17 protein-coding genes and 1 riboswitch are annotated in these 19,514 nt (G+C 67.9%); of the genes, 6 read left to right on the top strand and 11 right to left on the bottom strand.

What is annotated here, in order from left to right; translation table 11 throughout:
* Positions 1-211 precede the first annotated feature (211 nt).
* The gene (locus tag G6N60_RS15580) at positions 212-2,803 is read left to right on the top strand and encodes a LuxR family transcriptional regulator (protein WP_163738914.1); all 2,592 of its coding nucleotides are present in this window, start codon (positions 212-214) and stop codon (positions 2,801-2,803) included.
* A 78-nt stretch (positions 2,804-2,881) separates the two neighbouring features.
* On the opposite strand, the gene G6N60_RS15575 is transcribed toward G6N60_RS15580, so the two are convergent.
* The 3 genes from G6N60_RS15575 to G6N60_RS15565 form a co-directional block, all read right to left on the bottom strand.
* Positions 2,882-3,994, bottom strand: a complete 1,113-nt coding sequence (locus G6N60_RS15575; RefSeq protein ID WP_163738911.1) for a GGDEF domain-containing protein — start codon at positions 3,992-3,994, stop codon at positions 2,882-2,884.
* A gap of 211 nt (positions 3,995-4,205) precedes the next feature.
* Entirely contained in the window at positions 4,206-5,567 is a 1,362-nt protein-coding gene (locus G6N60_RS15570) for a cytochrome P450 (RefSeq protein WP_163738908.1), read from the bottom strand.
* Positions 5,568-5,647: 80 nt separating this feature from the next.
* Positions 5,648-6,184, bottom strand: a complete 537-nt coding sequence (locus tag G6N60_RS15565) for a TetR/AcrR family transcriptional regulator (RefSeq protein ID WP_163744017.1) — start codon at positions 6,182-6,184, stop codon at positions 5,648-5,650.
* Positions 6,185-6,426: 242 nt separating this feature from the next.
* A riboswitch (TPP riboswitch) is annotated at positions 6,427-6,539 on the top strand.
* Here G6N60_RS15565 and G6N60_RS15560 point away from each other — a divergent pair.
* Complete coding sequence (locus tag G6N60_RS15560; RefSeq protein WP_163738906.1) at positions 6,534-7,916, top strand: purine-cytosine permease family protein; 1,383 nt, start codon at positions 6,534-6,536, stop codon at positions 7,914-7,916. Its footprint overlaps the riboswitch before it by 6 nt.
* Before the next feature lie 18 nt (positions 7,917-7,934).
* On the opposite strand, the gene G6N60_RS15555 is transcribed toward G6N60_RS15560, so the two are convergent.
* A complete protein-coding gene (locus G6N60_RS15555) occupies positions 7,935-8,750 on the bottom strand; it encodes a transglutaminase-like domain-containing protein (protein ID WP_163738903.1) in 816 nt (271 codons plus the stop codon).
* Positions 8,751-9,203: 453 nt separating this feature from the next.
* Here G6N60_RS15555 and G6N60_RS15550 point away from each other — a divergent pair, with 453 nt between their 5' ends.
* A complete protein-coding gene (locus tag G6N60_RS15550) occupies positions 9,204-9,971 on the top strand; it encodes a VIT1/CCC1 transporter family protein (protein ID WP_163738900.1) in 768 nt (255 codons plus the stop codon).
* A 57-nt stretch (positions 9,972-10,028) separates the two neighbouring features.
* On the opposite strand, the gene G6N60_RS15545 is transcribed toward G6N60_RS15550, so the two are convergent.
* From G6N60_RS15545 to G6N60_RS15525, 5 genes are all read right to left on the bottom strand, one after another.
* Complete coding sequence (locus tag G6N60_RS15545) at positions 10,029-10,421, bottom strand: PPOX class F420-dependent oxidoreductase (RefSeq protein ID WP_163738897.1); 393 nt, start codon at positions 10,419-10,421, stop codon at positions 10,029-10,031.
* A 23-nt stretch (positions 10,422-10,444) separates the two neighbouring features.
* On the bottom strand, positions 10,445-11,158 hold the full coding sequence (locus G6N60_RS15540; protein ID WP_163738894.1) for a TetR/AcrR family transcriptional regulator: 714 nt from the start codon (positions 11,156-11,158) through the stop codon (positions 10,445-10,447).
* 63 nt (positions 11,159-11,221) lie between these two features.
* Positions 11,222-11,944: an SDR family NAD(P)-dependent oxidoreductase gene (locus tag G6N60_RS15535; protein ID WP_163738891.1), complete on the bottom strand. Its 723-nt coding sequence runs from the start codon at positions 11,942-11,944 to the stop codon at positions 11,222-11,224.
* Positions 11,941-12,651 carry an SDR family NAD(P)-dependent oxidoreductase gene (locus tag G6N60_RS15530; RefSeq protein WP_163738889.1) on the bottom strand — a complete coding sequence of 237 codons (711 nt, stop codon included), beginning with the start codon at positions 12,649-12,651 and terminating at the stop codon, positions 11,941-11,943. Before G6N60_RS15530 ends, G6N60_RS15535 begins: the two co-directional genes overlap by 4 nt.
* Position 12,652: 1 nt before the next feature.
* Positions 12,653-13,471 (bottom strand): creatininase, encoded by an 819-nt coding sequence (locus G6N60_RS15525; RefSeq protein ID WP_163744015.1) that lies wholly within the window; start codon positions 13,469-13,471, stop codon positions 12,653-12,655.
* 218 nt (positions 13,472-13,689) lie between these two features.
* Between G6N60_RS15525 and G6N60_RS15520 the strand changes: the two genes are divergently transcribed.
* Genes G6N60_RS15520 through G6N60_RS15510 form a run of 3 tightly spaced genes read left to right on the top strand, consistent with a single transcriptional unit; the run spans position 13,690 to position 17,023 of the window.
* On the top strand, positions 13,690-14,637 hold the full coding sequence (locus G6N60_RS15520) for a metallophosphoesterase family protein (RefSeq protein WP_163738885.1): 948 nt from the start codon (positions 13,690-13,692) through the stop codon (positions 14,635-14,637).
* Positions 14,638-14,642: 5 nt separating this feature from the next.
* Positions 14,643-16,238, top strand: coding sequence for an APC family permease (locus tag G6N60_RS15515; RefSeq protein WP_163738882.1), 1,596 nt, complete (start codon positions 14,643-14,645; stop codon positions 16,236-16,238).
* Complete coding sequence (locus G6N60_RS15510; RefSeq protein ID WP_163738879.1) at positions 16,238-17,023, top strand: hypothetical protein; 786 nt, start codon at positions 16,238-16,240, stop codon at positions 17,021-17,023. Before G6N60_RS15515 ends, G6N60_RS15510 begins: the two co-directional genes overlap by 1 nt.
* A gap of 22 nt (positions 17,024-17,045) precedes the next feature.
* Here G6N60_RS15510 and G6N60_RS15505 read toward each other — a convergent pair whose 3' ends face one another.
* Together G6N60_RS15505 and G6N60_RS15500 are read right to left on the bottom strand one after the other, a co-directional pair.
* Positions 17,046-18,011 carry a D-2-hydroxyacid dehydrogenase gene (locus tag G6N60_RS15505; protein ID WP_163738876.1) on the bottom strand — a complete coding sequence of 322 codons (966 nt, stop codon included), beginning with the start codon at positions 18,009-18,011 and terminating at the stop codon, positions 17,046-17,048.
* Between the two features lie 97 nt (positions 18,012-18,108).
* Entirely contained in the window at positions 18,109-18,948 is an 840-nt protein-coding gene (locus G6N60_RS15500) for a hypothetical protein (protein WP_163738873.1), read from the bottom strand.
* Positions 18,949-19,514: the final 566 nt, after the last annotated feature.

Below are 19,514 nucleotides of genomic sequence, written 5' to 3'. Positions count from 1 at the left end.
GCTCCCGTCCGCCGTCGGCCGCCGGCGAGACACCCTCAGGGCAGGCCTTCGAGGCCTCGGGTCTTACCCCCGCCTCCCGCTCGTAGGCCCCGGCGGCTCACCGACGCAAGCGGCCCGATCGCAGGACCTGGGGCGACCCACTCAGATCGCAGGCGGTGACGGCGCGATCGAACTCAGCGCAGGGCAGTGGTCGCGCAGCTAATATCCAGCCATGCCGCAGCACTGGCCCATGATTGGTCGCGACCGCGTCGTGGCCGACGTCCTGGGTCAGCTGAACGACCCGGACGTGCACGGTATCGCCCTGACGGGCGCGGCCGGAGTAGGGAAGACCCGCATCGCCCGCGAGGTCGTGGTCCACGCCGAGGCCGTTGGTTGGAACGTTCGCACGATTGCGGCAACGGCCACGAGTCAGGCGATTCCGTTGGGTGCGTGTGCGCGGTGGACCGATGACGGGGGTGGTGGGCCTGCGGCGCTGGTGCGTCGGGTGAGTGAGGCGGTGATCGGCGGTGCGTCGGGCGGGGTGCTCGTCTTCGTCGACGACGTGCATCTTCTCGATGACTTGTCGGCGTTGGTGGTGCATCGCCTCGTCGAGTCCGGGGCCGCGAAGGTCGTGTTGACGACCCGCACCGGGGAGTCGGTGCCCGACGCGGTCGCCACGCTGTGGAAGGACCAGCGGGTCCTGTGGCGCAACGTGGATGCGTTGGACTGCGAGCAGGTTGCCGCGGTCCTGGCGGCGGCCTACGGCGCGCCGCCGACTCGGCGTTGTGGGGAGCGCTTCTGGGGCCTGACCCGCGGGAACATGCTGTTCGTCCGGCAGTTGGCGGATCAAGAGATCACCGAGGGTCGACTGGTGGCCCTCGATGGAGAGCTGCGATGGGAGGGTGAGGTCACGGTCGACGGGTCGTTGGCCGAGCTCGTCGAGACGCAGGTCGGTGCGCTACGGGAAGCCGTGCGCAAGGTCGTGGACGTGGTCACCGTGGCGGAGCCGATCGAGCTGCGCTGCCTGGCCGTGTTGGCGGAGCAGGAGGCCATCGAGGAGGCCGAGCAGCGTGCCCTGATCCACCTCAGCGAGGGGCAGGTGTTCGTCGGGCATCCCTTGTTCGCCGAAATGCGGCGTGCGCGTGGCGGTTCGACGAGACTGCGACGGCTGCGCGGTGAGGTGGCCGAGGCGATGGACGACGATGGGAGCGCTGCGGTTGTGGTCAAACGCGGGCTGCTGTGGCTGGAGTCCGACCTGCCTGCGAACGCGGAGTTGCTGGTGTCGGCGGCCACGGCAGCCAACGCGTTGCTGGACTTCGACATCGCCGAGCGGCTCTTCGCCGCTGCCGCCGACGCCGGGGTGGGCGCTCGCGCGCACGTGTCGCGGGCGTTGTCGCTGTTCATGATGAGCGAAGGGGAATCCGCGGACGAGGTGCTGGCCCGGGCGCCGTTGGTCGGTGACACCGGGACCGGTTACGTCAACGACGTGGTGATGCGGGCGTCCAACGCTCTTTGGACCATGCGCGCACCGGCTGAGGCGACGCGAATCGTGGACGAGGCGCTCTTGACCGAGACCGGGGAGCGGCGCCAGCAGTTGTTGGTGTTCCAGGCAATTCAACTCGCTCTGGCCGGGCGCACCGCCGAGGTCGTCGAGACGTTGGGCCGCATCGACCGTCGCGATCTCGACGGGCACGGGACGGTGATGGCGTGTCTGGCCACCTGCATGGCCCATGGCGAATTGGGACACCCCGATCGCGTGGCCGCCGCCGCGGCGGAAGCCGCCCGGGCCTTGGAATTCACCGATCAGGCAACTCACCTTCGGGGTCCCATCACCGAGGTCTACACCAGCGGGCTGGCGGCCTCGGGGCGCATCGCCGAGGCCCTCGACGTCGCCGAGCACTTCCACCGCAGTGGTTACGGTCAACCGGCGGCGATGCGCGACGTGGCCGCCCAGATTCTCGGCATGGCGCACCTGGCCGCGGGGGATCTGACGGCGGCCCTGCACCACCTGCCGGTGCGCTTCGATCCCGGGGACTGGGTGGGGCGCGGGTTCCTCAGCGTCAACAGCTTCTCTCGGTTTCATCTGCTGCGGGCCCAAGCACTGGCGCGCACGGGTGATCCGAACGCCGCCGCGCACGCGATCGAGGCCGCCGCAACGCTGCGCCACCCTGCCTACCGCTACTACGACTCCGTGGAACTGCTCGCTCAGGCGTGGCTGGCGGCCGCCGAGGGGCGCTGCGGTGATGCGCGCGACCTCGTGCACTCCGCTGCCGAATTCGCCTGTGCGCATGATCAATTCGCCCGCGAGGTGTGGTGCTGGCAGACCGCGGTGCAGTTCGGTGATGTCGAGGCCGCGGGGCGGTTGGGCGAGCTGGCCGCTGAGCTGAAGACCCCGCGCGCGACCGTCGCCGCGGCCTATGCGGCGGCGTTGAGCAGCGATGAGGCCGCCGGCCTCGACAGGGCCTCCCAGCAACTGGAGTCGATGGGGGACCGCCTCGCGGCCGCCGATGCCGCCGCCCAGAGCGTCGCGTCGCATCGACGGGCCGGCCACACCGATGCCGCCTCGGCCGCCACCGCCCGCGCGAGACGACTGGCCGCCGCCTGCGGCGGTGCGATCAGTCCGGCGATCACAGGGTTGGACGTCGCGGCGCCGTTGACCGAACGCGAGCGTGAGATCGTCGCCCTGGTCGCCCGCGGTCTGACCAATCGCCAGATCGCCCAGATGATGCACCTGTCGGTCCGCACCGTCGAAAGTCACGTCTATCGCGCCAGCAGCAAGACCGGCCTCATCGGCCGCGCCGGACTCCGCGACCGCATCGGCTGACGTCGCGAGGTCGAGATATCCTCTGCAGCAAGGCAATTCGACATCGGAGTCGATGGCGGGCCGTCGGCCCGGGCGGCGTCAGGGCGCCGAACGGAACTGATTCCCGCCGGCGCGCTTGGCGTCGTACATGGCGGTGTCGGCCTGGTCGATGAGGTGGTCGATGAGCGCGCGGTCATCGGTGAAGGGATGGGCGACGAGGTCAGCGCTGGCGACGCCGATGCTGGCGGTGGTGTCGTATTCCGCGGCGGTGATGATCGCGCAGAGCGCACTGGCACACCGCTGGGCGCTCGATGGGTCGGCCAGGTCGGCGATCAGGAACTCCTCCCCGCCGACGCGGGCGACCACGGCGTCGTCGGCGGTGTGGTTCACGAGAAGGCGGCTGACCCCGACGAGGGCGGCGTCGCCCGCGCGGTGGCCCTGAGAGTCGTTGAGGCCCTTGAAGTCGTCGAGGTCGACCATCAACACGCTGAGGTGACGGGAAGGCGAACCCTCGGCGGTGGCGAGCAGGTGATGGGTGGCACGGTAGAACGCTCGTCGGTTCAGCAGCCCGGTGAGCGGGTCGGTGTCGGAGGTATTGAGATCTCCGCCCAGGAAGTGCGCCAGGACGTGGGCGGTCGCCGGCAGCGCCAGGATCGTGACCGCGACGACGAGGTACACGTTCAGAGTCGCGATGACCTCGCCGCGCGTGTCCATCAGCGCACGAGAGGCCAGCACCGTTGCAACCAGCAGGCCCAGGCCGAGGTTGAGGGTCTGGAGCCGCAGTGAGTGAAAGAACGCGATGTAACCGCCCAGCATGGCGAAGGTCGCGCAGCCGACGAGCCCGACGATCGGATCGGTGTAACTGAGGCACACCAGCGCGGTCCCCACGCCGGCGAGCACGGCGCGGACGACCGACCATCGCCGGGCCGGCCAGTTCGTCGCAAACGACGCGCTGGCGAGCAGAACGGCTCCCGTCGCGACCATGACGGCGGCGCGCTGCCACGGTCCGCGGGGCCCGGCCGCGCTGAGCAGCATCGACCACGGCAGGAACAGGTAGCTCGCGGTCGCCCCGGCGATCAACAGCCGCACCCGGGTGGCCAGGCCGCGGGCGCGCAGGTAGCCGACCATCCAGGCGTAGTGATCCGGTTCGCGCCAGTAGTCGGCGAATCGGAGACCCGTGCCACGGGCTTCCCCCGCGGACTCGAACCGCATTGTCGTTCCCCGCCCCCTGTCCGGTGTGTCGTCGACACGGCCATACCAGGATGCTGGAGTCGGCTCCCTCGCTACCCGCTTATCGGCGAGTCGCCACAGACGCGCGCACCTCGATCTCCACATCGTGTGACGTCACCCACCCTAGGGTTCTCACACGGCACGCTGCTCGTCGACCACCGTTCCCGGGGGCCAGGGGGCGGGGGCTCTGAGCCTAGGGCGTCGCGGGAACGGCGTCGGCGCGCGACGCGGCAGGTTCCGCGCGGGGCGCGCGGCGGTGGACGACGGCGAGACCGCCGTGTTTGGGGGCGTTGGCGATGCCGCGGGATTGGCGTTTCTCGGCCGGAGCCTGGGTGGGCACCAACTCGAACGTCTGCAACAGCGTGCGCAGCGTCACCATCATCTCCATGTTGGCGAAGGCGGCGCCGATGCAGCGACGCACTCCGCCGCCGTAGGGAATCCACGTGTAGGTGTCCGGCTTGGCGTCCGTGAAGCGGTCGGGGTCGAAGGCGTCGGCCGCCGGGAAGTTGGTCTCCGAGTCGTGTACCTGGGTGAAGCTGACGATCAGTGTGCGTCCCTCGGGAATCACCCACTCGCCCAAGCGGAGTCGCGTGCGCGTGCAGCGGATGGTGGCGTCGATGACGGGGCGGGTCCGCTGGACCTCCCAGATGGTGGCCTGCAGGAGGTCCGATCCGCCGGCGTCGACCTCGGCGGTGAGACGTTCGAGCAATCGGGGGTGGCGACGCAGTCGTTCCACGGTCCACGCCAACGTCGTGGCGGTGGTCTCGTGCCCGGCGACCAGCAGCGTCAGCAACTCGTCGGCCAGGTGTTCGAACGTGATGGGCGACCCATCGTCGTAGCAGGCCCGCAGCATCATCGACAGCACGTCGGACCGCTCGTCGAGTTGGGGGTCGGCCCGGGCGTCGTCGACCAGCTTCTGCACGATCACGTCGTACCGCCGCCGGAAGTCGCGCAGACGTCGGCCCGGGGTGCCCGGCCCGAAGTCTCGTCGGGCCAGCGGGGGCAGTACGGCGAGCCGCGAACCGAGCAACACCGCGGGCGGGAGTAGTTCACGCAGGTCGTCGAGGGCCTGGCCCTGCGCACCGAACACGGCCCGCAGGATCGCACTCAGGGTGATCCGCATCATCGACTCCAGCGTGGCGAACTCCACCCCCTCGGGCCACGTCGCGATCTCGCGCAGCGTCTCCTCCTCGATGAGCTGTTCGTAGGTCTTCATCCGCTTGCCGTGGAAGGGCGGAACGAGCAGCTTGCGCCGCTGCCGGTGCTCCTCGCCGTTGAGGCTGAAGCTCGACCCCGGACCCAGTACCGCGCCGAGGTTGGACTCCAGGCCCAGCAGTTCGGGGTTGGTGGTGAAGACGTCCTTGATCAGGGCGGGGTCGCTGATCACGACCGCCTTGCCGAAGATGGGCAGGTTCAACGTCACGGCCGGGCCGAATCGCTTGCCTGCCAACGCCATCGACTGTTGGCGCGCGGTCACGAAGCCCAGTCCCTGCAGCGCCTTCGGCAGCCGGGGACCTGGGGGGAACCGCACCGGGTCCGTCGTTGCTTCGGCCACGTCATCTCCTCCGTCGGGGTCGGGTACATCGACGTACCACCTCGACGGTACGCGAACGTACCTGCCACGGCAACGGGGTGTCAGAAGTCGGGTCGAACGAGCGCGATCGCCGACTGCACGGCGTCCTCGGCGACGTCGCGCAGCCGGCCACCGGCCTCGACGGTTATGGCCGTCAGTTCGCGCAGCCCGCCGATCAGCATGATCGCCTGCACTCTGGACACCGGTTCGATTCCGGCTGCGCGCAGTTCGGGGGTGCTGCTCAAGGCCCGCACCATGTCGATGAATCCCTGCATGGCATGGCGCTGCAGGGAGCGGGCCGCCGCACCGAGTGAGGGCACGTCCCTGATCCAGGTCACCGTCAGGGCGGGCTGGGTCTCGGCGCGGTCGATCCAGGCCTCGACGGCCTGGCGCACCTGCCGGTCCCATGGCGCACCGGGATCCACCGCGGCCGAAATGGCTTGCACCATCTGCTCATTGGCTTCGGTCAGCAGAGCAACGAGCGCCGCTTCACGGTCGGGAAAGCATTCGTAGAAGGTGCGCCGCGATGCCCGGGCCCGTCGGACGATCTCGGCGACGGTCGTGTGCGCGTATCCGTGCTCGGCGATCGACTCCGACATCGCGGCGAGCAGCCGCTGGGCGTGGGAACCGGCGTCGGAGCCATTCGTGGACGCGGCGTCGGCGTCTCGACGTGCTGACGTCCGTGCACCCACACCAAAGCCCTCCGTTGTGAGCACTCATGATACGACCGACCGGATTCGGAACCCGGGCACTGCGCCCCGAGCGCGCTGACCGCGACCGGGGGCGGGACGGCAAACGCCCACCCGCGCCCCCCAACCGACGTCGGTGCGCTACCTTGAGCGTGTTGGAACGCGGGAGCTCGGAGATCACCGGGCTGAGAGGGTGGCTGTGGGGCCACCGACCGCATGAACCTGACCGGGTAATGCCGGCGTAGGGAGAGTGAGTGCGATGTCGACTGGTGTGAGTCGTCCCCGTCCGTTCGGCCACGGCCCGTTCAGCCATGGCGTCGCCAGCGACGAGGTGCCTCCGACCCTGGTGGAGCCTGCGCCCCGGGTACTGGGGGTGCTCGATCAGCTGGGTCTCTGGGGAAACCTGGGCGTCAGCCTCCTCGGCTTCACGGGAGCGGCCGTCGTCCTGCAGCCCTTCGGCCCGGGAACGCCGCACCTGTCGCTGCTCGCAGCGCTGCTGGCGACGGTCCTCGGAACGTGCCTGGGCACGGCGGCCGTCGCGATGTCGGCCATCCCCGGCACGCAGACCGGCGCACCCGCGATGGTGCTGCTTCGCGGTCTGCTGGGCAGCCGCGTCTCCTACCTGCCCACCGTGCTGAACGTCGCGCAGATGATCGGCTGGGGCACCTTCGAGCTGGTGACGATCTCCACTGCGGCCAACACGGTGCTTCCCTCCGTGCCGCAATGGATTTGGGTGGTCGTCGGTGGCGTGATCACGACGCTGCTGTCGCTGTATCCGCTGGGTGCCATCAGGGTGCTGCGTCGGTACGTCACCGTCGCGGTGCTCATCGCGATGGTCTACCTGTTCGTCGAACTGCTGAGCCACCCGCTGCCGTCCGTGACGGAGGGCAGCTGGTCCGGGTTCAGCATCGCCGTCGACACGACGGTGGCGGTCGCGGTGTCGTGGGTGCCGATGGCCGCCGACTACGCCAGGCACTCCCGGAGCTCGGCCGCAGCGTTCACGGGCGCCTTCTTCGGTTATGGCTTCGCCCAGATCGCTTGCTACGCACTGGGTCTGCTGGCACTGGTCACCGTGGCCGCCGACGGCGATCACATCTTCGCCGCGTTCATCGCGGTTCCGCTGGGCGGGTTGGCGTTCGCCGTCCTGGCAGTCCGCGAAATCGACCAGTCCTTCGCCAACGTGTACTCGACGACCGTGTCCACGCAGAATCTGCGCCCCCGCTGGGACCGCCGTCTGATCTCGCTCGTGGTCGGTGTCGTGATCACGGTGCTCGCCCTGGCGGTCGACATCTACGGCTACGCGAGCTTCCTCTCGCTGATCGGCTCGGTCTTCGTACCGCTGTTCGCGGTGCTCGTCGTGGACTACTTCTGCTTCTCCGGAAGACGCGAGTGGGATCTGACCCCCAGCTCGCCATCGCGGTGGCTCATGTTGCTGCCCTGGGCCTTTGGCTTCATCACCTACCAGCTCATCTACCCGGGACAGGTGCAGTGGTGGGCAGCGGCGTGGGGGCGCCTGGCCGAGCTCATCGGCTTCACCGCCCAGCCGTGGATGAGCGCGTCGATCTTCTCGTTCGTCGTCGCAGCGGTGCTGACCGGATTGATCAGTGGCGCACGACGATTGGCCGCGCGCGAGCGGGTCTGACCCGCCGTCCGCGAAACGTCAACGACTCGAGGGGACTTCCTCGGTCCACACCCGGAAGTCGGTCAGAATGCTCGGGCCGAAGCAGTTGCTCAATGCCACGTCGGCGGCGTCGCGGCCCTGTGCGATCAACACCCGACCGATGCGCGGGGTGTTGTTGCGCGGGTCGAAGGTGTGCCACCGTCCGCCGAGGAAGACCTCCATCCACGCGGCGAAGTCCATCGGGGAGGCCTGCGGCGGGATGCCGATGTCGCCGACGTAGCCGTTGCAATACCGCGCCGGAATGTTCATCGCCCGGCAGAACGCGACCCCGAGATGAGTGAAGTCCCGGCAGACCCCGACGCGTTCGTTGAACGCCTCCAACGCCGTTCGGGTGTGGCGCGCGCGTTGGTAGTCGAAGGTGAGGTGCTGATGGACGTAGTCGCAGATCGCCTGCACGCGGCCCCATCCGGTCGGTCCGTCGCCGAAGAGGTCCCACGCCGTCTGTGACAGCCGGTCGGTCTCGCAGTACCGACTGCCCAGCAGATACACCAGCGTCTCCTCCGGCAAGTCGGCGACGGGTACCTGTTCGGCGTCGGGGACGAAGGCATCGGGTCGGCCGGAGTCGTTGACGACGGCGTCGGAGGTGATCCGAATCCGCCCCGGCGGCGCCACGATGCGGGTGCACCAATTGCCGAAGGGATCGCGATAGCCGCTGACCGGAACCGGCGGATCGAACATCAGATTGTCCCGGGTCACCAGATCGGAGACCCGGGAGTAGTGGACGTTGAGGTTGAAGATGATGGGGGTGGGTTGTGGGCTGTCGAAGGCCATCTCGAAGCCGACTCGTATCTGCATGATGTCTCCTCCGTTTGCGAGGTCACACGCGGATGCGATGTGTGGTGGCGGGGTTCCCACGGGCCGCCAGGTGAAACACCCGGCCAGCGGCTGCACCTGTGTGCTCGAGTATCGCGCCATCGTTCGAGGTGGGTCGGCCTGTGATCTCGCCCACGAGTCAGGTCGCGACGACGACGACCCGAGCGGGCACGCGCTCCCTCCGCGAGCCCCATGACGGGACCGCGTGGTCGCATCGGGTTGGGCGGACTCGATGACGACTCGATCGTATGGTCGCAAAACCATTGTCCGACAGAACGTTTGACGGTCGGACTCGTCAACGGGTGCCGGACGATGAAGATATGGTGAGGCATCCCTCACTGCCGGTACCGCTTTCGAGGGTCGTCACGCCCGTGCTACTTTGGCGAGCCTTGGCTCGCTGGCACGACCACCGCCGCAACGTGTTTCATGAATGGCATGAACCTCGACAACCCCGCGCCCTCGGTTGGGCTCTCCGCGGACGTCATCTCCACGGAGGTCGATCATCCCCACGATGCCGAGCCCCATCACGGTGCCGCCGGCCGACTCAACTGGCTGCGGGCCGCGGTGCTCGGCGCCAACGATGGGATCGTCTCGGTAGCAGGCATCGTCGTCGGCGTGGCAGGGGCCACCACGGCGACGGGCCCCATCCTCACGGCAGGGCTGGCCGGGTTGGCCGCCGGATCGGTGTCGATGGCACTCGGCGAATACGTGTCGGTGTCCTCTCAACGTGATAGCCAGACGGCGCTGCTCGCCAAGGAACGCCGCGAGCTCGAACTGATGCCCGAGGCCGAACTAGCCGAGCTGACCACGATCTACGAGTCCAAGGGCCTGTCACCGGACACCGCCGCCCAGGTCGCCCGTGAGTTGCACGCCCACGACGCGCTCGCCGCGCACCTGGATGCCGAGCTGAACCTCGATCCCGACGACATCGCGAAGCCCCGGCAGGCTGCGGCGGCCTCGGCTGCATCCTTCACGATCGGCGCCCTGTTGCCGCTGCTGGCCATGCTGCTGCCGCCGGCGGCGTGGCGCGTGCCGGTCACGGTGCTGGTGGTGTTGATCGCCCTGGGAGTGGCCGGCGCGATCAGTGCCCGCATCGGCGGGGCGCGCATCGGTACGGCCATGATCCGTCTCATCGTCGGCGGCGCGGTGGGCCTGGCATTCACCTATGGCGTCGGCCACCTCATCGGGACCGCGATCACCTGAGCCCGGCGCGTCGTCTGGAGACCGAAAAGCCCTCGGCCGCCGACGAATTGACGTCGGTCACGCCAGGGTGATGGCGATGACGACGCGCGGCTTGGCGCCGCGCGCCACGATGCGTTCGATGAGGGTCACCACGCGATACTCGAACCCGTACTTCTCCTTCAACGTCGCTTCCACTTTCGCCACGACCGACGGATCGTCGAGCACCTCGGCGGTCCCCTTGACGGGGACGGCGTGCTCGGAGACCGCGCCGCGCCGACCGCAGGGAACCAGCGTGACCCGGGGATCGCGGCGCAGCCGCTTGACCTTCCAGCTATCGGCAGGGGTCCACACCGCCAACCGGTCACCGTCGGCGACGATCCACACCGGTGCCGCCACGCCGTCCCCGTCGCGCTTGAACGTCGTGAGGGAGACGAACTTCTCGTCGGCCAGGGCGCGGAACGTGTCGCTCATGGGTCGACTCTAAACCGCCGACATCACGGGGGAGGGGCAACGTCGTCGTGGTCGGCCGCGGCAGCGGTGATCCTTGCCAGCGTGCCGGGGTCGCGCAGCAGGCCGCGTATCAGCATCGCCGAGAGTTCGGTCGCGACGTGTTCACGGGAGTAGTCCCGGTGGCGGAATGGGCTCGAACTGCCGGGGGCGTGCGCCGCGGAGTTGCGGTACCGCCGCTGCACGCCTTCTTCGGCGGCGCAGATGTTGAGTGCGGCGAATTCGACGTCGCAATCGACGAACTCACCGCACGCGATGCCGTCGCCGATGAGGCTTCCGACGTAGCGGTGCAGCAGCGCGGTGTCGGCCCAGAATTCGGCGAATACGTCGGGTTGACGCTCGGCGAGCACCTCCACCTCGCAGATGTCGACCGACGACGAGCACAGCTCGAGGATGTCGAAGCGCAGCAGTCGCAGCAGGCGTACCGCGGGCGAACCGGTCTCGGCCAACATCCGTTCCGCGAATGCCAGGGACACGCGGTTGAGCGCCAGCAGGCCCAGCAGGATGTCTTCCTTCTGCCGGAACCAGTAGTACAGCGACGACTGACCGAGCCCGCACTCACGGGCGATCTCCGTCATGGTCGTGTTGAGGTAACCCCGTTCCCCGAAGAGCCGGGCCGCGACGACGAGGATGTAGCCCCGGCGGTCGCTGTCACCGGGTGAGACCCCGACGTCGACCTGATCACCCTGACGCTGCGCCATCGCCGTTCCGCCCCTTCCCCCGCCGGCGGCAACGGATTTCCGACGGCGTCACACCGCATCCTCTCACGACATCAGCATCCCGCCGTTGATCTGCACGCACTCACCGGTGAAAGATTCTGCGGCAGAGAGGAATACGACGAGATCGGCTACCTCGGCCGGGGTGACCAACCGTCCGGACGGCATGGCCGAGGCGTACCGCCGACGCAACTCGTCCAGACCGACACCGGCGAATTCCGCATCCCGGGTGAGCTGCTCGGTGTCGGTGGGCCCCGGGGCGATCGCGTTCACCCTGACGGCGGGAGCGAGCTCGCGGGCCAGCGACCGCGTCATCCCCAGCAGTCCCGCCTTGCTCGCCGCATAGGCGCTGAAGCCCGGCTCACCCCGCAGTGCGGAGATGCTGCACATGTTGACGACCTGGCCCCGGCTCTGCCGCAAGGCGGGGGCGGCGGCCTGGGTCAGCCAGAGGGGAGCGTTCAGGTTGACGGCGATGTCGCGCCACCACAGCGGCATCGTCGCGACCGTCGGCTCGACGACCGTCATCGTCGCCGCATTGTTGACCAGGAGGTCCAGCCGCCCGAAGTGGCCGAGCACGTCGTCGACGACGGCGTGACACGCCGCCCGGCCACCACTCAGATCGGCGGGGAATGTCTGTGCGGCGCTCGATGTTTCGCCTGCGTCGGCGAGATCGGTTGCCGCGACGGTCCATCCGGCTGCGGTGAGTGCGCGGGTGATCTCGCGTCCGATGCCGCCGGCTGCACCCGTCACCAGTGCGACCTGGCCGCTCACTGGATGACCACCCCGCCGTTGGGTGAGACCACCTGACCCGTCAGCCACGTCCATTCCGCGACGTCGACGATGGCACGGGCCAATTCGGCTGGCGTACCGAATCTTTGGAGTGGGATGCCGAGCCGGTAGTCCTCGGCGCGCCACCGTTCGGTCAGCATCTCGGTGTCGGTCGGCCCGGGGCAGATGGCGTTGACGCGCACCTGGTCTGGACCGTACTCGCGGGCCACCGAGCGGACCAGGCCGAGGATCGCGGACTTCGCGGTCACGTAGTGCACGTGGTCCTCGTCTCCGAGCAGGGCCAGTTCGGAGGAGATGGCGACGATCGAGCCGCGACGACGGGCCCGCATGCGGGGGCCCACGGTGGCGATGACGCTCGCACAGCCCCCGAGGATGACCGCCAGGCTGCGGTCCCACAGTTCGGGCGTCACGTCCGCCAGCGGCACGTCGACGTCGAAGCCGGCACAGGCCACCGCCACGTCGAGAGGGCCCAGGTCGGCTTCGGCGGCCTGGACCATCGCCGCGACCGCGGTGACGTCGGAGACGTCGGCGTCATAGGCGATGCCGCCGACGTCGTTGGCCACCTGCTTGGCCTCGACGGCGCGGTCGAGGTGGTTGACCGCGACGACGTAGCCCCGAGCGGCGAGGGCGTGGGCGGTGGCGCGGCCGATGCCGCTCGCAGCCCCGGTGACCAACGCGGTGCCCGGCACGTCAGCGGCCCTCGTCGGTCGACAACAGCATCGACGCGCGATCGAGCGCCGGGAACTCGCCGTCCAGAATCGAGACGATGTGGTCCACGATCCGTTCGGTCAGCAATTCGCCCTTCGCCACCGTGGCCTGGGTCGCCGAGGCGAGGACGCCGGTGGGGGTCGACATCGACGGGTCGATCGGAAGGACGTCCCACGGCACGTGCCGGGCCGGCGCGTCGTCGACGATGCGGTCCATCCGGACCGTGGCCGGTCGCAGGTATTCGAACAGCGAGGTCTCGATGACCGCGGCGTGTTCGAGGGCCAGGCCGGGGAAGCCGTCGGGGAACAGCACGTCCAGATCGGCGTCGGCGAAGTCGGGCATGCCGTTTTCGACCACGACGATCTTCACGTCGGGACAGCGCCCCGACACCAGGTAGGCCGGTTCGTAGACGAAGTTGGCGTTCTCGAAGTGCCAGCTGTACAACACGATTCGACGAAATCCGGTGCGAATCAGTTCCTCCAGCAGATCCTCGAGCATCGCGATGAAGGTCGTGGCGCGCAGTGACAGGGTGCCGGGGAATTGTTGGCCACCCCCGCTGGCCGGTCGCGAGCGGTAGCCCAGGCGTACCGGTGGCCCCACGACGAACGAACGCCGCTGCGCAGCGAGGCGCAGCAGCGCCTGGGGGACCACCCAGTCGGCGCTGACGGGCAGGTGCGGTCCGTGCTGTTCGGTCGATCCGACGGCGATGACGACCGGTGCATTGGCGGCTGCGGCGGCGGCGATCTCCGGCCAGGTCATCCACTCGTACTCGACGGTGCCCGCCCCGACCACCGGACTCATCCTGTCCTCGTTCACCGCTGCCTCCACGTTCGTCGGTAGGAAATCGCGTGCCAAATCGATGACGTATCGACTTGTGTTTTTCCTGTGGTCAATTGATAGCACGAAGAGACGATCACGACATTTTCGATACGTTATCGACACGCTCATTTATCGCCCACGAAACACGTAGCCCATAGCTTCGAGCCATCGGACGACAGTCACCCCGGGAGGTGCCAGCGATGCGGATGTACTTCTGCAGCGACATCCACGGCAGCGAGCGATGTTGGAAGAAGTTCCTGGCCACGCCCAAGCATTACGAGGCCGACACCATCGTCATCGGCGGCGACATCACCGGGAAGTTCATCGTCCCGGTCATCGAGTACAAGCGTGGGAAGTACAAGGCCCGCTTCGCCGGAATCGAACGCAAGGTCAGCGCGGGGGCTCAGCTCGAGCACCTGCTGGGGATGATCGCCGACGCCGGTGAGTACGCCTTCCTCACCACCCCCGACGAGTACGCCGTCTACGCCGCCGACCAGGACAAGACCGACGCGCTATTCCATTCGCTGATCCTCAAGCGCGTCGAGCGCTGGATCGACATGGCCGAGGACCGGCTGGCAGGCACCGGCGTCCGCATCCTGATCAGCGGCGGGAACGACGACTACTTCGAGGTCGACGACATGCTGGCCCGCTCGAGCCTGATCGAGGACCCCAATGGCACGGTCGTCGACCTCGGTGGCGGCTATCAGATCATGGGGATGGGCTACGGCAACGTCACGCCGTGGGCCTGCCCGCGCGACGTCTCCGAGGAGGAGCTGGGCAAGCGCATCGACGAAGTCATGGCCGAGGTGGCCGACCCGGGTAGGACGATCATGAATCTCCATGTGCCCCCGCATGACTCGGGCCTGGACTACGCGCCGCAACTCAGCGACGACCTGCGCGCGGTGGTGACCTCCGGCGGGCCGCACATGGTGCCCGTCGGCAGCACCGCCACCCGCGACGCCATCGCGACCTACACGCCGATGCTGGGGCTGCACGGGCACATCCACGAATCCCGGGGTGTGCGTGAGCTGAACGGGGTGCCGATCGGCAACCCGGGCAGCGAGTACGGAGAAGGAATCCTGGGCGGTCTCCTCATCGACGTCGACGAGCGACACGGCCTCCTCAACACCCACCTCGTAAGGGGCTGAACGCCATGGCTGCACCCACGTTCAACACCAAGATCCCCAGTGCGCCAGGCGTATTCACGCGCGCCAGTTCCGGCCTGGTCCGACAGGTCCGCACCGACGACGTGATGTTCTACGGCTGGCAGCAGATCGCGCTCGGCTACATCATCTTCATCGTCTCGTCCTGGACGTTCTATCCGGGCGCGTCGATGGAACTGGCCACCCTCATCGCCACCGTCGCCGGGCTCTTCATCGCCGGCTGCTACGCCCTGCTGAGCATGGTCTATCCGCGCTCGGGTGGGGACTACGTGTTCATGTCGCGAATCCTGCATCCCGTCGCGGGCATCGTGCTGAGCATGTCCCTGGTCTTCTGGCAGCTCTTCTACACCGGCGTCAACGGGGCGTTCCTCGCCAAGTTCGGGATCGCGCCGATGCTGAGTTCGCTTGGCTTCCAAGAGCATGACCAGGGACTGGTCGACGCGGGCAACTTCTTCGCAGGCAAGTGGGGCCTGTTCCTGGGTGGCCTGCTGGTGATCGGCGTGTTCTCGCTGGTGCAGTACCGCGGGGCGGGCCTCTACTTCAAGGTCCAACGTTGGGCCAGCTACGTCACCGCGGTCAGCCTGGTGGTCACCTTCATCACCCTGGCATTGGCGGCGACCGGCGTCTTGAACTTCCACCACGAATTCGATGCGGCGGCCGGGGCCGGCGCCTACGACAACGTCATCAAGGCCGGCGGCGAGACCCATCACCCGTTCAGCCTGTCGCAGACCGCGTTCTACGCGGCATGGCCGGCGTTCTCCCTCTGGTTCGCGGTGTTGTCGGTCAGCTTCGGCGGCGAGGTCAAGGACGGGCAGCGCAGCCAGCTGCGCGGAATGACGCTGGCCATCGTCACGATGGGCGGCGCCATGATGCTGCTGATGTTCCTCTACCGCATGGCCTTCGGGAGCGACTTCATGCTGGCCTCGACACAGGTCACCCCCGACCAGTTCCCCCTGAACGCCTCTCCGTACGTCAACCTGTACACCGGCATCGCCGGCGGCAATCCGATCCTCACCGTCGTCAACAGTCTGTGGGTGCTCTCGCTGCTGTTCTTCGTCGGCGCGAGCTCGCTGATCGTCTCGACCCGCAGCATGCTGGCCTGGTCGCTCGACGGCATGGCCCCCAAGTGGTTCTCCTCGGTGTCGGCGAAGTTCCACACCCCGACCTGGGCGCTGGCGCTGTCGGCCGGGATCGCCCTCGTCTGGGTATGCCTCTACGCCTTCACCAGCTCGATCCTGGTGCTCGGTGGCTTTCTCGGACAATGCATTCCGTTCATGGGCGTATGCCTTGCGGCGATCATCTTTCCGTTCCGCCGCAAGCGCGAATTCGACTCCTCGGCGGTCGCCTACCGCATCGCCAAGATTCCGGTGATCTCGATCATCGGCGTCGTGGCACTGGTCTGCGTCGTGTTCGTCTTCTACCGACTGCTGGTCGACGTGAACTACGGTGCCAACAACCATCTCTCGGAGGTCATGACGATCGCCGTGACCGTGTTCGCACTGACCTGGTATGCCGCCTTCCGGATCTACCGCGCTCGGCAGGGTGCGGATCTGAAGGGTCAGTTCGACGAGATCCCGGTCGAATAGTGGACGGCACCGACGCCGCGACGCGGGATCGGGCCGCCCGAATACCCGGCGAGGCGACCCGCCTCGTCGACGCCGCGGCGGCGCAGTCCCTGCTGCTGCGGATCACCGGGTCCGTTGCCGTACACCTGCACTGCGCCCAGCACCGCCCGCTGATGGGCGATCTCGGACGACGCCCGTTCTACGACATCGACTTCTGGGGCCGCGACCGCGACCACCAGCTGATCGACGCGTTCTTCCAGGCACAGGGCTACCAGGCCGACCCGGCTGCGCGGGGGCTGCGCGAGTGGGGGATCAAGCGGCAGATCTTCGGACATCCCGACACGGGCATCAAGATCGACGTCTTCATGGACACCCTGGTGATGGCGCACTCCATCAAGTTCCTGCACCGGCTCGAACTGGCCGACCCGTGCGTCCCCGTGGCCGATCTGGTGCTGTCCAAACTGCAGATCCACGAGATCACCACCAACGATCTGATCGACCTCACCGTCCTGTTCGGTGAGCACGCCGTCGTTCGAAACGGTTCTGCGGCAATCGATCTCGATCGCATCCTGGACGTGCTCTGCGATGACTGGGGCTTCTGGTATACCGCGGATCAGAATCTCGCGTCGCTGCACGCCTGGGTGGAGCGACCCGGGATCGACGCCGAGGTGAGGGGCCGCGTCCAGGCCCGGATCGAGGCGTTGCGGACTGCGCTCGCCGAGGCGCCCAAGACGCGTCGCTGGCGACTGCGCGCGAAGATCGGTGTCCGCAAGCGCTGGTACGAGCCGGTCGAGCAGGTCAGCTGACGGCGACCGTCCGAGCCAAACGTCACTGCGGCACGTAGCCCGCCGCGGGATCGACGACGTTGCGCAGTGAGTTACCGCGCCGCCACCGTTCGAGGTTGTCGGTGAACACGTCCATCATGTCGACCTCGAAACCGCGGTAGTCACCGGACATGTGAGGCGACACCAGGACGTTCGGCATGGCCCACAGCGGGGAGTCGGCGGGCAGCGGTTCGACGTCGAAGACGTCCAGTGCCGCCGCGGCGATCGTCCCGTTCCGCAGCGCGTCGACGAGGTCGGACTCGACGATCGTGGGCCCCCGTCCCACGTTGACGACGAGGCCTCGAGGGCCAAGCGCGCCAAGCACTTCGGCGTCCACCAGGGCCGTGGTCCCTGGCGTGAGCGGGACGGCCAGCACGAGCAGATCGACGGCGGCAGCGATCGAGACGAGGTCGTCGGAACCGTGGACCGTCCCGAACGTGGGGTCCTCACCCGGGCGACGGCCCACCAACGTGACCCGAACGTCCAGACGGGACAAGCGGTCTGCGATGGCTCGCCCGATCGAGCCCGTTCCCACGACCGCCGCCCGGGTACCGGCGAGCCGGCCCGTGGTGCGGTAGGTCCAGGTGGTCTCGGTCTGCAGCCGCCACGTCTCCCGAAGGTCCTTCACGTGAGCGAGCACCGCGGCCAGGACCCATTCGCTGATGGACGTGTCGAACACTCCGCGCGAATTCGTCAGGGTCACGGCCGACAACTCCGGGCACATCAACCGATTCACGCCGATCGAGGCGGCGTGTACCCACTGCAACTGAGTCGTGCGGCGCAGGATCGGGCCGAGATCGGCGAACCGGTGATCCCAGACGTACAACACCGTCGCACCGGCCAACTCCTCGTCGCTGGGCGTTGGTCCCACCTGAACGACGTCGACGTCGGCGGGGAGGAGGTCGAGCGGCGGCGGGGGCAGCTCGGGGTCGGGCTCCAGGAGTACCAGGACCTTGACGTCGCGCCCCATGGTGCGTTCCCTTCGCCGGCCGAGATCATCGATACTGTATCGACACGCGCTTCGACGAGCTCGACGGCGGGACCGGACGCCCGGGGGTCATCGTGCCCTAGCGTCGGGCGACGGGAACCTCCCGGCTCGGGCTGGCGACGTCGTCAGCTGCTCTTCGGGGCAGCGCGGAGCGGCCCTGGAAGCGCTGCATGTCGCGTCGACTCCGGCTGAATCGCCACGCCACCTTCGACAGCCAACCATCCGCGGGATGCACGGCCCCGAACTTCAGGACCAGGGTCGTGCGCAGCACGCCTGGCGCGCACCCGAGGTTGCCGTGATAGGTGCGGTAGCCCCAGAACAGATATGCATCACCGGGTTGCAGTGGGACGACGTACTTCTCGGGGGCGTCGTGCACCCTCTTCGTGGTGTGGCGCCGATACCAACGGTTGTGCGTCAGCAGCACGTCGGCGAGGTGCGTCGCATGGAAGCGACGGAACGGTCGTGTGTTTCCGAAGGCGGCCAGCTCGCCGCAGGTGCCCAAGGGGCCCTGCGGAATGAAGATCGGCACGATCATGGTCAGGACGCAGGGGTCGTAGTGAAACAGGTGTGAGGGGGCCTTGCGAACCGTGCCGGTGCGCACCAGCATCGAACACCGCATCGGTGCATCCGCCGAATCGACATGGGGCCGACGGAGATTGGCGGTCTCTGCGAAAAGCCGGCGAACCGCGGGGTCGGACGTCAATCGGTGCGCCGGTGAGCCGACCTCCTGATCGGCGCGGTCGAGGTAGAAGTCGCGGTCGCCGTTGGCGGCGATGTAGTCCACCACCATCGTGCGCATGGCGTCGAGCCACTCTGCAGAGAACACGTCCTGCAAGCGCACCAGACCGCGGTCGTCGAGTTGATCGGCGAGCCACCTCGGTGAGAATTCGCCAAGACCGTGAACGTCGTGCGTCACCATGTGCTGCCTTTCCGTCGTCGGATGGCCTACCGTCTGCGAGCCGAACGCCCTAGTGCGAGATAGGTTAGCCACACGATCTCACTAGCAAACTGCACAATACCTTGGAGATCGTTGGTGGTTGCACTGGCAACTACCCGGTGACCACCGTTTCTTCGGCGATATGAAATTTGCTGGAGAGCGGTCGATGATTGCTTTTGCAACCACGCCGAGGTGAGGTCGGTCGCGTTCTGGTTAGCGAAGTGCGCCATACACCGTGGCAGATCTAACTTTGTTTCTCCGCGACTCGGCGACGTCGATCGCCCAATACCGCGCACGGGAGACACGCCCGGCATCGGTGGCATGTAGGCCCGTAGCTGTCACGCCGGAGCCGACCGGCCAGGAGCACCCGTCGCACGTCCCGAGGCGGCCTGTCATCGGATCGGCCTCCGCAACCTACTGACGGTATGTTTGCCATTGTCCAATGGTGGCCCCGGGAGCCGGGCGCGGCATCCGTCGACGGTCGCGATCCCGAGGACCGTCGCCCCGGCTCCAGCAGGTCGGTGGGCGCCCGCTTGGCGGAACGCGAC

This window comes from Mycolicibacterium madagascariense, assembly GCF_010729665.1.
Classification (GTDB): Bacteria; Actinomycetota; Actinomycetes; order Mycobacteriales; family Mycobacteriaceae; genus Mycobacterium; species Mycobacterium madagascariense.
Note: the sequence above shows the minus strand (reverse complement) of the source record. Positions and strands in the feature narration are given on the sequence as shown.